Origin of the sequence: Bacillus sp. TH19, assembly GCF_016651075.1 — a bacterium.
Classification (GTDB): domain Bacteria; phylum Bacillota; class Bacilli; order Bacillales; family Bacillaceae_G; genus Bacillus_A; species Bacillus_A mycoides.
The window spans coordinates 115,481-130,434 of the sequence record NZ_JAEKEO010000005.1 but is presented as its reverse complement, the minus strand read 5'-3'; the positions used below and the strand labels follow the sequence as shown (position 1 = coordinate 130,434).

Below are 14,954 nucleotides of genomic sequence, written 5' to 3'. Positions count from 1 at the left end.
CTACACTTATACAACGGATAGGTAATGATAAATGTATACACTTAAATTAAAATTTTGTTCTTTATACAAATAGAAAAGGCATATAACAATCATATGTTATATGCCTTTTCTATTATATGTTTAGTAATCTATTTAGGTAATGTAAATTTAGCTTTTTTACCCTGTGAAATATCTTTTGCTTCTTTATTTCTCATAGGTCCTAACTCAATCTCGAAGCTTTTGTCTTTCAAAATCTTTTCATACTGCTCTTGGTCTAAAATATATACTTGCAGTAACTCTCCAGATGTTCCTGTTTTGACTGAAGCGTTATAGTCATAATTTAATAGCATACCTTCATTAATCGTATATTGTGTACCATCATTCACTCTTAATGTAGAGCTTATAGGAGATAGTGAAACGTCTTGAGCATCTTTGTTATCAAGCTTGAATTTTACTGTTAACAGAACAAGACCGTTTTTAAAATTTGCAAAGCGTGGAGCTTCGACGGAATTTGGTGTGAATTGAGTGAATTGGTATCCGTCTAATGTAACATTAACAGCGCCTAATTCTTGGCTGTTATTAATACTTGATTTCTCTTTTAACATTTTTTTATCGCCCATGTTATTAGCTGTAGCTTTATCTTGGTAGAAAGTGTTATCTGTTGCAACCTTTTCAGCACCTTGTTTGTTTAAACTTAATGAAAAGCTTCCAGGACTTCCGATTGGAGCATCAAATTTTCCTTTATTAGCTTGTGCAGTTGGGACTGTGACTGAGACCGTTGAGAGATTTGAAATTTTTGCTAGATCATCTTTTCCGAATGGATAAGCGATATAACCAGAAATAGTTTCTCCTGCTTTTACTAAGTAATCATTCGTTGGAGCAAGCTTAGTTGGTAGCTGATCTTCTGTTGGAATTAAATCTCTATAGTTACTATATGCTTTCTGAGCACCAGTAAATGACATGTCCAATGCTGGCATATAATAAATATCTTTAGCTGAACTATTTTTTACGCTGTAGTTCACAAGAATAACTCCGCCCTCTGTTTGACGATTAAACGGAATGTCGAAGTTTGTATGGAATCCATTTAATTCAACTAATGTATAACCATTCATTGTTACTGAAACATCTTCAGCTTTATACACTTGTGGTTCCTTATTTTCAAAAAGAACTTTTGTTTTACCACCTGTTTCTTTTTCCATATAGGAAATCAGCTTAGAGTAATCGCTTGAGCTAGTAGCTGTATTTTCAGGCTTTTTATCTTCAGCTTTTTTATCTTCGGATTTTTTTTCTTTAGGTTTATTTTCTTTCGTTGTATCCGTTTTTTCTGTTTTGTTTTCTTGCGTTACATCTTCTTTTTGTTCTTTATTTGTCGTATCGCTTTGACCACAGCCAGTTATTACAAAAGCTGCTACGATTAGTGTAGAAAATAAAGAAAGTAATTTTTTTGACATGTTTCTTCCCCCTATTTGTTTAAAACCAGTTGGGTCTGTATAATCAGACCCTTTATATCTCTCACATTAGCCCCACGTTTTATTATAAGAAAGTGAACCAGTATTTACCAGTGTTTTTCTGATTGTTTTTATTATTTTGATATCTTAATGGTCATTTTTAATAGAAACATATTTAAAGCTTATATAGGTAATTACAATATTTTTCCGCCAAAAGAGAGAGAAGATTATCTTTTCTATTTTAAATATTGAATCTTTTTGTTAGAGTAAATAATAGAGATATATTGAAAGGGGACAAAGACTCGATATGTGGATGAACTTGTAATGATTAGAAATTAGATAGATGAATTTTTCTCTCGTAAGTGAGGGTTTATTTAGCTATCTGTAAATCATTCAAGGACTGCATATTTAGCTTGTACATCCCCTTTGTAAGGGTAGATGCCTATGTGGGGAAATTTATATCTCTTATATAAAATATGCGTCCTTTAAAATTGGAGGAGTATATGATGAATCAATTGAAAAATAAAGTAGCTGTTGTTACAGGTGTTAGTCGTCTAGACGGTATAGGAGCAGCTATTTGCACGGAGTTAGCAGAGGCTGGATACGATATATTTTTTACGTATTGGACAGAATACGATAAAGAGATGCCTTGGGGCGTTGATGAAAATGAACAAATACAATTAAAAGAAGAGTTGATACAAAACGGTGTCAAAGTATCGAGCATGGAGTTAGATCTAACTCAGAATGATGCATCAAATCAGCTTATAAATAAAGTTACTGAACAATTAGGGTACCCTCATATATTAATTAATAATGCAGCATATTCTACAAATAATGATTTCTCTAATTTGACTGCTGAAGAACTAGATAAGCACTACATGGTAAATGTTCGTGCGACTACATTGTTAAGTAGTCAATTTGCCCAAGGTTTTGATAAGAAATCTGGTGGTAGAATTGTGAATATGACGTCGGGACAATTTAAAGGACCTATGGCAGGAGAATTAGCGTATGCAACAACGAAGGGAGCAATTGACGCTCTTACTAGTACGTTGTCAGCGGAAGTAGCCCATTTAGGGATAACAGTGAATGCAATTAATCCAGGTCCAACTAGTACAGGATGGATGACTGAGGAGATAAAGCAAGGATTAAGACCGATGTTTCCTTTCGGCAGAATTGGTGAGCCAAAGGATGCAGCAAGGCTTATTAAGTTTTTAGTGAGCGAAGAAGCCGAATGGATTACAGGGCAAGTTATTCATTCAGAAGGTGGATTTAAGAGATAATTTTATAATTAAAAAGAAGGTATCTCATTTCAATGAGATACCTTCTTTTTAATCTTTCTTCAATCTTCGTGCAACACCATTCCCTAAAGACTGTAATCCTTGAACGAGGATAATCAAAATGAAGACTGTTGCATACATTACTTCAGGTTCGTAGCGTAAATGTCCGAATCGATATGCTAAATCACCAAGGCCGCCAGCACCTACAAGTCCAGCCATTGCTGTTGCACCGATTAAGCCGATCGTTGCGATTGTTAATCCAAGTACGAGAGACGGGCGAGCTTCTTTAACCATAACGTGCCAAATGATTTTTAAAGTAGAGACTCCCATTGCTTGATATGCTTCAATGACACCGCGATCCACTTCTAATAAAGCAGTTTCCATTAAACGGGCAATGTAAGGGGCTGTGAAGACAACAAGTGGTACGATAACACCTTGCACGCCAATGGACGTTCCCATTAGAAACTTTGTAAAAGGTAAAATGAAGAATAATAGAATGATAAACGGAAGAGAACGAATGATATTAATAACTGTATTAAGAATAGGATAGATAATTTTATTTTCTCGCTGTCCACCAGGTCTCGTTAAAACAAGTGTGACACCGAGTGGTAATGCAATAAGAATAGAGATAAGTAGTGAAATAGATGTCATTTGAAATGTTTGAATTGTTGCTTCCCATATTACGTTACCCCACTCATCCAAAAAGGACTTGTTTCCCATAATCTGTTCTACCTCCTTCTACGATGATCCCTTGTTCTTGTAAAAATGATAAGGCACGGTGTACTTCACTTTTTTCACCTTGCATATGAACGATCAGTTTTCCATATGCCTCATGTTTTAACTGTGTAATATTGCCTGATAAAATATTAGGATATACGTGGAAACGTTTTGTAGCGACAGCTAACGCTGGTTCTCCTGAAGCGGTTCCTATAAATGAAAGTGTTACGATTTCCCCGGTGCTTTGTAGTTCTTTCTGTACCTCTTCTGGAATTTTAGCTGCAAACGCGCTATTTACAAATTTCTTCGTTGTTACATGTTGTGGATTTGTAAAAATGTCCTTCACTGTTCCACTTTCAACGACAGATCCATGTTCCATTACAGCAACTTGGTCACAAATACGCTGGATGACATTCATTTCGTGTGTAATTAGCAAAATCGTAATTCCGATTTCTTCGTTGATCTTTAATAATAAATCAAGAATAGAATCAGTCGTTTCCGGATCTAATGCGCTCGTTGCTTCATCACTTAATAAAACTTCAGGCTCATGAGATAGTGCGCGAGCGATCGCTACACGTTGTTTTTGACCACCAGATAATTCACTTGGATAGGCATCTTTTTTATTAAAGAGATCAACAATGCGTAAATACTTTTCTACCCTTTTTTCAATTTCATTTTTGGGAAGACCAGATAGACGTAAGGGTAGTGCGATATTTTCATAAACGGTAACGGTTTTAAGTAAGTTGAATCCTTGAAAAATCATGCCGATCTTTTTTCTCGCCTTTGCGAGTTCTTTTGTCGATAAGGTTGTTAACTCTTGTTCATTTACAATGATATCTCCTGTCGTTGGTTTTTCTAATAAATTTACACAACGTATTAATGTACTTTTACCAGCGCCACTATATCCGATGATTCCAAATACTTCGCCCTTTTTTACTTTAAGGGAAGTTGATGTAAGAGCCTCAACATTCCCTTTTTTTGTTGTAAATACTTTGGAGACGTTTTTTAATTCAATCATTATAGTCAGCTCCTACCAAGACGGTAAAACAGAACCATCGAATTTTTTCTCAATGAAATCTTTTACTTCTTTAGATTGATAAGCTTTCTTTAATTTATTAACAACAGCATCATCTTTATTTTCAGTACGAACAACGACCCAATTCACATATGGTGAATCTTTTCCTTCGCGGAAAATAGAATCTTTCGCTGGGCTTAATTTTGCACCTAATGCAAAGTTTGTATTAATTGCAGCTGCCTTTACTTCACCTAGCTGCGTTGGTAATTGAGATGCCTCTAATTCAACAATCTTTAAATTTTTCGGGTTTTCAATTACATCTTTAGCAGTCGCTTTTTCTGTAGCTTTTGGATCAACCTTTAAAACACCTGCTTTTTCAAATAGCTTTAAAGCACGAAGCTCATTTGTTGGATCATTTGGGACAGCGATTGCATCGCCCTCTTTTAATTCTTTTACATCTTTTATGTCTTTAGAATATACGCCCATAGGGAATGTTACTGTGGAAAATACTTCAGTTAATTTCATGTTGCGTTCAGCTTTAAATACGTCTAAATAAGATTTAGTTTGATAGCTATTTACATCGAGGCTTTTTTCATCTAAAGATACGTTTGGCGCTACATAATCATTAAATACCTTTACATCAATTTCGAGACCATCTTTTGCTGCCACTTCTTTTACCTTTTCAAAAATTTGTTCATGCGGTCCACCCGTTACGCCGACAGTAATCTTTTTCTCATCTAATGCTTTTACCTCTTTATCAGAATTAGCACCACATGCACCTAACAATAATACCGCTCCACTTACAATACTTAATAACACCTTTTTCATCTATAATTCCCCCTTAATATACGTTCCAAAATAAAAAGCACCTCTCAAAAATAAGAGAGGTGCCGAATAGACGAAATAGGTTCCTCTCTTATCTTCCAAAACGAAAATCGTTCTGCAGGAATTAGCACCTTAGCTTATACGTTCTAAGCTCGGTTGCCGGGCATCATCGGGCCAGTCCCTCCGCCACTCTTGATAAGAGTATGTGTATGTAGTTTTTAAATATGGTACTAATAGTAAATCTTACAAAAAGAATTGTCAATATTATTTTCTGAATATATTTTATTTTAAGGTAATCGAAACGTTCCCTTTTTTATGTCCCTTTTCCACATACATATGAGCTTCAGCAATTTCTTCTAATCGGTAAGTTCTATCAATAACGGGCTTTAGTTTTTCCGTTTCGACTAGTTTTTTTAATAGAATCATATCCTCTTTACTTACCTTGGCCATCATTCCATTAACAGATACATATTTTCCATTGGGTGTTAATGTATTTGTACAAAGGGATTTTTTATACTTCCCAACTGCATCAAATATAATATCGTAGCATTTGCCTTGCTTAGTAAAATCTTCTTTCGTATAATCAATTACTTTATCAGCTCCTAAAGATTGCACGAGTTCAAAATTTGAATTACTACAAACAGCCGTAACGGTCGCGCCGAAATATTTAGCAAGTTGTACAGCAGCTGTTCCTACTGATCCGGAGGCACCATATATGAGCACTTGTTGCCCTTTTTTTATACGGCCCTTTCTCAGGAAATGTAATGCTGAAGTTCCACCAAAAGGAATAACTGCCGCTTCTTCATACGTCACATTGGTAGGTTTTAATGTTATTAATCCACTTTCATGTACGCATGTGTACTCGGCATAACCACCGAGGTTTAGTTCTGTTAATGCAAAAATTGGATCACCTTTTTTAAATTGAGTTACATCTGTTCCTACTTCTTCGATTTCACCGGATAACTCTACGCCGAGTACAGGTTTTCTCGGTTTTCTGAAACCTAATATGATCCGCATAGGAATCCAAAATAAGAGGGGGCTATTAAAGCCGCGTATTCTACAATCTCCAGTCGTTACACTTGTTGCGTGAATTTTAATTAATACTTCGTTCTTTTTAGGTGTAGGTTTCTCTATATTTTGAAGCTGAAGAACGTTAGGTGGTCCATACTGTGTGCAAATGATCGCCTTCATAATGACCTCCTGAAATGAGTTGTTGTTATTTACATCATATTTAAAACCTTCATTAAACATGTCGCTATATAGCGAATATAGATTGAAAATTATATAGATTTCGTAGGAAAAGAGGTGATATTATTTTGAGAAAGGGGGCGACATTATGAAAAAAACTATTTTTATTTCAAGTTTAGTGCTTGCAATCAGTCTGGGGGTAGGGTGTAGCAATGAGAAAACAACAAAGACTGATGAACCGAAAAAAGAAGCCATGCAAAAAGAAAAGGAATTAGCAGCGAAGGATGTTTTCAAGAAAACGAACGAAGCTTTTAAAAATGAAGAAAATGTAACGATGACATATGATGTAGGGATAAAAGCTGAGGGAACAGAGATGGATATATTAAAGGCTAAGATGCAATTAGAGCCAAAGACAAAGAATTCTCGTTCTGAAATGAATATTTCTGGTACAGATGTTGTAGTGTATACAGTGGATGGTAAAGTTGCTGGTGAGGTGAAAAACCCTAATACAGGAGAAGTTATAACCGTACCAGAGGAGCAATTAAACGCTGGTGGAATGAAAGCGACTCAAGATATTATAGATAAGTTAGAAGTACCAGCAGTAGTTTTAGATAAAATGAAGATGGAGAAAAGCGGAGATAAATATAAACTGAAATTTACATTAAAAGGGCAAGAAACAGAAAGTATGTTAACTAGCATGGATGAAACGCAGAAGAAAATGCTACAAGCACAAAACGCAAAGATAGAAGAAGTGGATGCAGAATATATCATTACAAAAGATTTTAAATATGAATCAGCGAAGATAGATATGATTATGAGTAGTAATGGTAAGGATAAGGCACACATTATTACGAATGCAAAATATACATCGTACGAAAAGTTTGAGCCAATACAGCTGCCAGCAGCAAAGTAACAGTCTTGATGAGGGAGGGACCTAAAATAAAGGGTCTCTCTCTTTTTTGTTAATACCTTCTTCGTAGGAAAGTAGGTACAATATGAAGAGGAAGAACGTTAGAAGAGGAGAGTGCCATTTGAAAAAAAGAAAGATAGCAGTTGTTATTGTAGCGTATACAGTGTTGCTCGCGACATCTGTATATACATACAAAGGGCAACTGGATCATCCTATTATGAGTGATGTAGGGAAGTTGCTTCCAACGAAAATTAAACGTGTTGAAAATGCTGAGGATGAACGTTCATTAAAACAGTTAGTGCAAGATGCAAATGTTTCTGGAGAGAAGATTTCTATTGCAGGTATGCAACATAGCCAAGGCGGACAGACGTATTATCCGAACGGTACGATGCTTGATATGAAAGGATATAATGAAATATTAGAATTCGATCCGGAGAAGAAGAGGATTAGGGTGCAAAGCGGTGTCACATGGAATGACATTCAAAAGAAAATCAATCCATATGGTCTTGCAGTTCAAGTGATGCAATCTCAAAATATTTTTACTGTTGGTGGTTCATTAAGTGTAAATGTACATGGGCGTGATATTCGTCATGAAGCATTGATTGATACAGTAGAGTCGTTCAGATTGTTAATGGCAGATGGTACGGTGCGTAATGTAAATAGAGAAGAAAATGCTGACTTGTTTCCATATGTAATTGGGGGATATGGATTATTTGGTGTGATTTTAGATGTGACGCTACAGTTAACAAACGATGAATTGTATGAAACGCATACGAAAGTACTAGATTATAAAGAATACTCTTCATACTTTAAGAATAAAGTGCGAAGGGATGAGAATATACGTATGCATTTAGCACGTATTTCTGTTGCCCCAAATTCATTTTTAAAAGAAATGTATGTAACAGATTATGTACTGGCAGAAGATCAACAGAAGCTGGGAGAGTACAGCAAATTAAAAGAAGAAAATATTATAGCTGCACCGAAATTTTTACTTGGGTTATCACGTTATAGTGACTGGGGAAAGGGCGCATTTTGGGATATACAAAGAAGTTATTTTGAACGTACAGATGGTAAGTACGAAACTCGAAATAACGTAATGAGATCTGATAGTGCTTTTATGGAATACGATAATCCAAACTTGACCGAAGTTTTACAAGAGTACTTTGTACCGATAGATGGTTTTGCAGCGTATATAGATGATTTGCGAAGCGTTTTAAATGAAGAGGAATTAAACCTTCTTAACATTACAATCCGCTATGTAGAAAAGAATGAGAATGCGGTGCTATCTTATGCGAAAGATGATATGTTTGCGCTTGTGCTTCTAATTAATCAAGGGCGTTCTGAAGATGAAATAAAGAAAACAAAAGTGGTCATTCAAAAGATGATTGATGTTACGTTAAAGCATAATGGAAGTTATTATTTACCGTATTATTCTTATCCGGAAAAGGAGCAACTAAAGAAAGCGTATCCTCGCATAGAAGAATTCCTTCAGAAGAAAAAGGAAGTAGACCCAGAGGAAAGGTTTGTGAATTTATTTTATAAGGAGTATAGCAAATGACATATAGAAGATTTGTAGCCTCACAAAGCATTATTATGATGGCAGGTAGTATGGTATTTCCTTTTTATATACTATTGCTTCGAAATGTAGGAAATAGTTTCTCGCAATTTGGCTGGGCGTACGGCTTATTTGCCTTAACTTCAGCTCTAGTATATCCGTTAGTTGGAAGAATCTCTGATAGGGTAGGTGATAGAAAGTTATTAATTATATACGCATGGTCCATGGCTATATTAATGCTTTTTTTCCCTATTGCAACAGAAGTTTGGCATGTATACATTCTCCAAATTTTAATGGGTATTTTAGGCGCTGTGCAGCGTAATACGGAGAAGACATCGTTAGCACGAAAGGTAGAACAGAAAAAAGCTGGTTATGAGATTGGAAAATATCATGTGTGGACATCGGTTGGAGGAGCAGTAGCAGTTATTGCAACGGGATATTTAGTAGATTTCTTTACGATTGGCACCATTTTTTATATAGCATCTACTTTATATGCAGTGAGTGGAATTGTATTAAGTAGCAAAAAAATATAATCATACCCATTTTTACCTGATTACCCTTTATTTGTTATACTTATGGAGAAGACAAAAGAAAAGGGGACATTGCCTTTGATGAAATTTATAGTTTTAGCTATTCTCACTTTGTTTTTGATTCCATGGACTAGAAGCGGTAATAAAATTCGCGCGGTGGATAAAGGAGGAAATGAGAAAGTTGTAAAGGGTAAGAAATCATCTATTTTAGTTATTCCTGTTTTATTTTGGATAGGTATTGCAATCTATGAATATTTCTGGCTAATTGATGATCGAGCAGATTCTATTCTTACTCATTATTCTGTTGCAGTAGCGATTTTAATTGGGCTTGTTTTATTCTCACAAGAGCAGGTAGGGAAATTAGAAGGTACGTTAAAGGGACTTCTAATGTTTGTCTTACTCGCAAGTTACGGCTATTTTGGTTATTTGCACGATATAGTAATCACGCAAAAAAAATATGATTCTGTTGTGAAGATCGAGAAAGATATTTCAGAGCCATTTACTGAAAATGATCAGCCGTTTACAGTGCCGCCAAAGACAGCGGAGAATAAGATGAAAAAAGTATTTGGGGATATTCCGAAAGTAGCTTATTTTGAGCTAGGAGAATTAACGCCACAAATGGTAAATGGCGAGGCCTTATATGTAGCACCAATTGAAGTTTCAGGATTTTTTAAAGCACGTAAAGCTGAGACAATTCCAGGGTACGTAACGATGTCAGGTACGAATCCCGATGCGGAAGCGAAACTGCACCTTGGTTATAAAATGAAATATGTGCCAAGCATGTTTTTCGGTAATAAATTAGAACGTGTCGTTCGAAAAGCAGAGCCAGATTTAGTTTTTAAAGGGAAACCAAAATTTGAAGTTGATGATAAAGGGAAACCGTATTATACAATGACGTATGGTGAATTTATTTCAGGAAGATCTGGATTTGAAGTAGAAGGTGTTGTAGTAGTAGACGCACAAACAGGTGAAGTGAAAAGATACGACAAAGGAAAGGCACCTAAATTCGTTGATGGCGTATTAAATCACGAGACTGCATCTACATTAAATACGTATTTCGGTAAATATATTCACGGATTTTGGAATACAAAATTCTCACAAACGGATATGAAGATTCCGACTGAGTGGGGAACGAAAGAAGGAGTTACACCAATCTTCGGTAAGGATGGAACGTTATATTATTTTACTGATTTCACCTCTCCGAAAGAAGGAGTAGATTCTGCACTAGGCTATTCGCTTATTGATGCGCGTACAGGTAAGTTGTATTACTATAACGGAAAAGAAGTAAAGGGAATTATGGATGGTTCGGCTGCTACAGAAGTAGTGGATAATTCCTTTAAGAGAGAGAAATGGCACGGAACAATGCCGGTTATTTATAACGTATATGGTAAACCTTCTTGGATTGTACCGGTTATTGATGACGGCGGATTAGTACGTGCTCATACTGTCATATATGCTTCTAATGCAAAAGTGTTTGCAACAGGTTCAACGCAAAAAGAAGCACTTGAGAATTATAAAAATGCGCTGAGCGGAAGTGGTGATTCATTTAGACCGACTTCAAATGGGAAAGAAGCGCAAAAAGAAGGTACTGTACAACGTGTGTATAAAGAAAAATCAGGTGAAAATACGATTGTGTACGTACTATTAGAAAACGAGCAAAAAGTATTCATGGTACCGGCGAAGAAATTCCCATATGCAATGTTTACAGAAGTAGGAGATCCAATTCAAATCACATATTTAGACACAGGAGAAATGATGGCATCTGTATCTAAATTTACAAATAGTAATTTGAAAAAGTAAAGCGATAGAGATTCTATCGCTTTTTTTACATTATTAAACAGGAAAATACGGTATACTTGACGTATATTTATGTTGTAACTATAATTGTTACGATTAAGTATTTATATGAAAGGGTGAATGGAAAAAGTGAATGGAGTTAATCACGAAGTATATAAACCTGTAAAGACAAACAGGTTATGGATGATTCTTGTATTAGGGACACTTACGGCAATTGGGCCATTATCTATTGATATGTATTTGCCTTCTTTACCAAAGTTAACGGATGATTTACAAACGGGTGCATCCCTCGCGCAGCTTACATTAACTGCTTGTCTGCTTGGGCTTTCAGTAGGGCAGTTATTTATTGGTTCAATTAGTGACATTTACGGAAGACGCAAACCTCTTATTATCGCTCTTATTATTTATGTTGCTTCTTCTTTACTTTGTGCTGTTGCACCATCGATTTGGAGTTTAGTGCTTTTACGTTTCTTACAAGGTGCTTCAGGATCTGCTGGTATCGTTATATCACGTGCAATGGTACGTGATATGTATTCAGGTTCTGAAATGACGAAGTTTTTCTCACTGCTTATGTTAGTAAACGGAGCAGCGCCTATTTTGGCACCGATTATTGGAGGGCAATTATTACAGTTCACATCATGGCGCGGCGTTTTTATCGTTCTTGGAGCAATTAGTGTATTCATGCTAATATCAGCTACTTTCGTATTACGTGAAACATTACCTCCTGAAGAAAGAGAGACAGGTGGATTATCAGGAACGCTTGCAACATACGGAAAGCTTCTGAAAGATCGTTTATTTATGGGGTATGCATTGTCGCAAGGATTAGTAACAGCTGCAATGTTTGCTTATATTTCTGGTTCACCGTTTGTGTTGCAGAACATATACGGAGCATCACCACAGCAATTTAGCTTATTCTTTGCGATTAACGGTATTGGTATTATTATTGCTAGCCAAGTTACTGGCCGCTTAGCGGGGAAAGTTAATGAGAAAACTTTATTTGTTGCTGGTATTATTATTGCGGCTGTTGGCGGTCTATCGTTACTACTTACAATCGCACTTGGAATAGGGCTAATCGGTGTTTTATGCTCGCTATTTCTTGTTGTATCAAGTGTCGGGGTTGTATCAACAACTGGGTTCTCGTTAGCGATGAGAAATCAGAAACAGGCTGCAGGAACGGCATCGGCTTTATTAGGTTTATTACAGTTCATTTCAGGAGCACTTGTTGCACCATTAGTAGGTATTGGCGGAAGCAATACCGCATTACCGATGGGGGTTGTGATAGCGCTTTGTGAAATTGGTGCTGTTTTATGTTATCTATTTATGGCCAGAAGAAGTGAGAAGCAGTTTGAACTGCAACAAAGACAAAATTTAGAGGCTTAATTTATAAAAAAGAGCTGATTCAAACATGTGTTGAATCAGCTCTTTTTTCATTTCTTTGAAATAACTTGTACAGTGTTGTAAGGTGATGCAAAAGTTATTTGCATAAAGTGACGATACTGTGACAAAAATGTTGGTGTGTATATTAAGATCTCGTCTTAAGTGTAAAAAGTAGGGTGTTCTCGGTATAATAACAAGTGGAGATAAAAGAAACTATAATGAGTAATAACTGTAGATAAAAGGAGAAGAAGAGATGAAGAAGGTTTTGGGTATTGCTGTAATGGGAAGTATGCTCCTTCTAGCAGGGTGTAATGGAAATAAAGATACGAAAGAACCGAAAGAAAAGGTAGAGCAATCTACTGAGCAAACAGAAGAGATGAAAGAATACCGTGCAGTACATGAAAAATACGATATGAAAATGAATAAAGAAATTAATAAAGCACTACAGTTATTTGAAGTGGCAAAAGAAAAGGGCGGTAAGGAAATAACTAGTGCTAAATATAAAGAAGACGTGCGAACGGTAACAACGGGCATGTTAGAAGATATTGATCATATGCGTAAAGAAATTCGTGTGCCGAAGTCGAAAGAGGATGAACATGAACTATATGTTGGTTTCTTAAATGAAGCAGAACAAGCGATGAAAAAATTACAGAAGTTAGCTAAAGAAGAAGATTCATCGTTGATTCGTGATATAGAAGTTAATTTTTCAACAGCATCGACATACTATAAACGCTTTCAAACAGAGGCGAAAAAATAACCTTGCGCATGCGCAAGGTTATTTTTTCTTTTTACCATCTCCGTCTTCATCCTCGGATACTAATACCTTCTGTTCTTCGTGAAATTCTGAAATTGTTTGGCCAGTAATATTATCGAATGGAGTGTAAAAAGAAGTGATGCTTTTCTTTTTAATGAAGAGTTTATAGAAGCCGATGATGACGAGTATGACGATTGTTAATGGCAATCCTATAGTAGCCAGAAGTAGTGGATCCATCTTATAACTCCTTTAATACAATTTCTTTTTATTATAAGCGAAAGATTGTAATTTCAATAACTAATATAATAGAAAACTGATTTTTCTAAATATATCCAATTTGATTGACTTTTCATTTTTTCAGAATTATAATTCAAAATATACAATTTGAACCAAATAATAATATAGCAATTTACTTATCCAGAGAGGTAGAGGGACTGGCCCTATGACACCTCAGCAGCGGGTTCTGTAACAGGAACACCGTGCTAATTCCAGCAAGCAAGTCTTGAAAGATAAGTGATGGGCCTTCGTTTATTAAGCCTTGATCTTATTTTTTAAGATCAAGGCTTTTTGTGTTTTAAGAAGTAGAGAAGGAGTAATGGCAACAAATATGTCAATAAAACAAAGTAAATTCATTTGTTTAGGGGGTTATTGAAGTGTATGTTATTAAAAAACTATCGGTTATGGTATTCACGCTATGGGTCATTACGACAGTAACATTTTTAATTATGCATATTATTCCAGGTGATCCGTTTTCATCAGATGCGAAAATCTTTCCTGAAGAAGTAATACAAAACATGAGAGCGAAGTATCACCTTGATGAACCGTTATGGAATCAGTATGTTGCTTATTTGGATGGGGTAGTTCATTTTGATTTTGGCGAATCTGTTCAATCGACAGGTCAAGGTGTATCGGAAATTATAACAACTGGTTTTGGACCATCGGCAATTATTGGTTTACAAGCACTTGTTATTTCATTGTTAGTCGGAATTGCCGCAGGTACATTTGCCGCGCTATATCATGGGAAAGTGATTGATTATAGTGTGAGCTTGCTTGCGATTCTCGGTATTTCTATTCCTAGTTTTATTTTAGCACCACTATTTATACAAGTATTCGCCATACAATTTGAATTACTACCAGTGGCGTCTTGGGGAACATTTGAGCATACTGTATCACCCTCCTTCGCATTAGCGTTAGGACCAATCGCAGTTATTACAAGATTTGTTCGCTCTAATATGATTGAAGTGTTGCAGAGTGATTATATTAAGCTAGCGAGAGCGAAAGGTATACCAATTAAGAAAATCATTATAAGACATGCTCTTCGAAATGCGATTGTTCCGGTACTTACATTTGTTGGCCCATTAATGGCTGGACTTTTAACAGGGACTTTCGTTATTGAAAAAATCTTTTCAATTCCTGGTTTAGGAAAATATTTTGTAGACAGTATTTTCAACCGAGATTATCCGGTGATTATGGGAACAACCATTTTCTATAGTGCGCTATTAATTGTATGTATTTTTATTACAGATATCATTCATCGTATTGTTGATCCGCGCATTCGTTCTATTACGTAAGGAGGGTGATG

General features: G+C 35.8%; 14 protein-coding genes and 2 riboswitches. Of the genes, 8 read left to right on the top strand and 6 right to left on the bottom strand.

Annotated features, from left to right (window positions below; genetic code table 11):
* Positions 1-128: 128 nt before the first annotated feature.
* Positions 129-1,430 (bottom strand): DUF5068 domain-containing protein, encoded by a 1,302-nt coding sequence (locus JFU54_RS30465; RefSeq protein ID WP_201063731.1) that lies wholly within the window; start codon positions 1,428-1,430, stop codon positions 129-131.
* A 500-nt stretch (positions 1,431-1,930) separates the two neighbouring features.
* On the opposite strand from JFU54_RS30465, the gene JFU54_RS03255 reads away from it, so the two are divergent.
* Positions 1,931-2,707: an SDR family oxidoreductase gene (locus JFU54_RS03255; protein WP_133059757.1), complete on the top strand. Its 777-nt coding sequence runs from the start codon at positions 1,931-1,933 to the stop codon at positions 2,705-2,707.
* 48 nt (positions 2,708-2,755) lie between these two features.
* Here the strand turns inward: JFU54_RS03255 and JFU54_RS03250 are convergent, their stop codons facing one another.
* The 4 genes from JFU54_RS03250 to JFU54_RS03235 form a co-directional block, all read right to left on the bottom strand.
* A complete protein-coding gene (locus JFU54_RS03250; protein ID WP_002124718.1) occupies positions 2,756-3,424 on the bottom strand; it encodes a methionine ABC transporter permease in 669 nt (222 codons plus the stop codon).
* Positions 3,399-4,439, bottom strand: a complete 1,041-nt coding sequence (locus JFU54_RS03245; RefSeq protein WP_201063730.1) for a methionine ABC transporter ATP-binding protein — start codon at positions 4,437-4,439, stop codon at positions 3,399-3,401. Before JFU54_RS03245 ends, JFU54_RS03250 begins: the two co-directional genes overlap by 26 nt.
* 12 nt (positions 4,440-4,451) lie before the next feature.
* Complete coding sequence (locus tag JFU54_RS03240) at positions 4,452-5,264, bottom strand: MetQ/NlpA family ABC transporter substrate-binding protein (RefSeq protein ID WP_012260183.1); 813 nt, start codon at positions 5,262-5,264, stop codon at positions 4,452-4,454.
* An 85-nt stretch (positions 5,265-5,349) separates the two neighbouring features.
* Positions 5,350-5,463, bottom strand: a riboswitch (SAM riboswitch).
* Positions 5,464-5,543: 80 nt separating this feature from the next.
* The gene (locus tag JFU54_RS03235) at positions 5,544-6,452 is read right to left on the bottom strand and encodes an NAD(P)-dependent alcohol dehydrogenase (RefSeq protein WP_002167148.1); all 909 of its coding nucleotides are present in this window, start codon (positions 6,450-6,452) and stop codon (positions 5,544-5,546) included.
* A gap of 145 nt (positions 6,453-6,597) precedes the next feature.
* Between JFU54_RS03235 and JFU54_RS03230 the strand changes: the two genes are divergently transcribed.
* From JFU54_RS03230 to JFU54_RS03205, 6 genes are all read left to right on the top strand, one after another.
* Complete coding sequence (locus JFU54_RS03230; RefSeq protein WP_002191718.1) at positions 6,598-7,362, top strand: DUF6612 family protein; 765 nt, start codon at positions 6,598-6,600, stop codon at positions 7,360-7,362.
* Positions 7,363-7,480: 118 nt separating this feature from the next.
* Positions 7,481-8,917 (top strand): FAD-binding oxidoreductase, encoded by a 1,437-nt coding sequence (locus JFU54_RS03225; RefSeq protein ID WP_002140126.1) that lies wholly within the window; start codon positions 7,481-7,483, stop codon positions 8,915-8,917.
* Entirely contained in the window at positions 8,914-9,447 is a 534-nt protein-coding gene (locus tag JFU54_RS03220) for an MFS transporter (RefSeq protein WP_002140127.1), read from the top strand. The genes JFU54_RS03225 and JFU54_RS03220 overlap by 4 nt, the downstream gene beginning before the upstream one ends.
* 78 nt (positions 9,448-9,525) lie before the next feature.
* A complete protein-coding gene (locus tag JFU54_RS03215; RefSeq protein ID WP_033709756.1) occupies positions 9,526-11,244 on the top strand; it encodes a DUF3981 domain-containing protein in 1,719 nt (572 codons plus the stop codon).
* Positions 11,245-11,361: 117 nt separating this feature from the next.
* The gene (locus JFU54_RS03210) at positions 11,362-12,621 is read left to right on the top strand and encodes a multidrug effflux MFS transporter (protein ID WP_088038167.1); all 1,260 of its coding nucleotides are present in this window, start codon (positions 11,362-11,364) and stop codon (positions 12,619-12,621) included.
* A gap of 250 nt (positions 12,622-12,871) precedes the next feature.
* Positions 12,872-13,375, top strand: a complete 504-nt coding sequence (locus JFU54_RS03205) for a hypothetical protein (protein ID WP_002140130.1) — start codon at positions 12,872-12,874, stop codon at positions 13,373-13,375.
* A gap of 18 nt (positions 13,376-13,393) precedes the next feature.
* On the opposite strand, the gene JFU54_RS03200 is transcribed toward JFU54_RS03205, so the two are convergent.
* The gene (locus tag JFU54_RS03200) at positions 13,394-13,609 is read right to left on the bottom strand and encodes a DUF3951 domain-containing protein (RefSeq protein WP_000371390.1); all 216 of its coding nucleotides are present in this window, start codon (positions 13,607-13,609) and stop codon (positions 13,394-13,396) included.
* 173 nt (positions 13,610-13,782) lie between these two features.
* Positions 13,783-13,888, top strand: a riboswitch (SAM riboswitch).
* 137 nt (positions 13,889-14,025) lie between these two features.
* Here JFU54_RS03200 and JFU54_RS03195 point away from each other — a divergent pair.
* A complete protein-coding gene (locus tag JFU54_RS03195) occupies positions 14,026-14,943 on the top strand; it encodes an ABC transporter permease (protein ID WP_201063729.1) in 918 nt (305 codons plus the stop codon).
* The last annotated feature ends 11 nt before the right edge of the window (positions 14,944-14,954 follow it).

What these genes read in the sequence shown, in the direction of transcription:
- JFU54_RS03240 (WP_012260183.1), bottom strand. Translation starts at nt 5,264, where the DNA reads ATGAAAAAGGTGTTATTAAGTATTGTAAGTGGAGCGGTATTATTGTTA.
- JFU54_RS03230 (WP_002191718.1), top strand. Translation starts at nt 6,598, where the DNA reads ATGAAAAAAACTATTTTTATTTCAAGTTTAGTGCTTGCAATCAGTCTG.
- JFU54_RS03210 (WP_088038167.1), top strand. Translation starts at nt 11,362, where the DNA reads ATGGAAAAAGTGAATGGAGTTAATCACGAAGTATATAAACCTGTAAAG.
- JFU54_RS03215 (WP_033709756.1), top strand. Translation starts at nt 9,526, where the DNA reads ATGAAATTTATAGTTTTAGCTATTCTCACTTTGTTTTTGATTCCATGG.
- JFU54_RS03255 (WP_133059757.1), top strand. Translation starts at nt 1,931, where the DNA reads ATGATGAATCAATTGAAAAATAAAGTAGCTGTTGTTACAGGTGTTAGT.
- JFU54_RS03235 (WP_002167148.1), bottom strand. Translation starts at nt 6,452, where the DNA reads ATGAAGGCGATCATTTGCACACAGTATGGACCACCTAACGTTCTTCAG.
- JFU54_RS03245 (WP_201063730.1), bottom strand. Translation starts at nt 4,439, where the DNA reads ATGATTGAATTAAAAAACGTCTCCAAAGTATTTACAACAAAAAAAGGG.
- JFU54_RS03200 (WP_000371390.1), bottom strand. Translation starts at nt 13,609, where the DNA reads ATGGATCCACTACTTCTGGCTACTATAGGATTGCCATTAACAATCGTC.
- JFU54_RS03220 (WP_002140127.1), top strand. Translation starts at nt 8,914, where the DNA reads ATGACATATAGAAGATTTGTAGCCTCACAAAGCATTATTATGATGGCA.
- JFU54_RS03250 (WP_002124718.1), bottom strand. Translation starts at nt 3,424, where the DNA reads ATGGGAAACAAGTCCTTTTTGGATGAGTGGGGTAACGTAATATGGGAA.
- JFU54_RS30465 (WP_201063731.1), bottom strand. Translation starts at nt 1,430, where the DNA reads ATGTCAAAAAAATTACTTTCTTTATTTTCTACACTAATCGTAGCAGCT.
- JFU54_RS03205 (WP_002140130.1), top strand. Translation starts at nt 12,872, where the DNA reads ATGAAGAAGGTTTTGGGTATTGCTGTAATGGGAAGTATGCTCCTTCTA.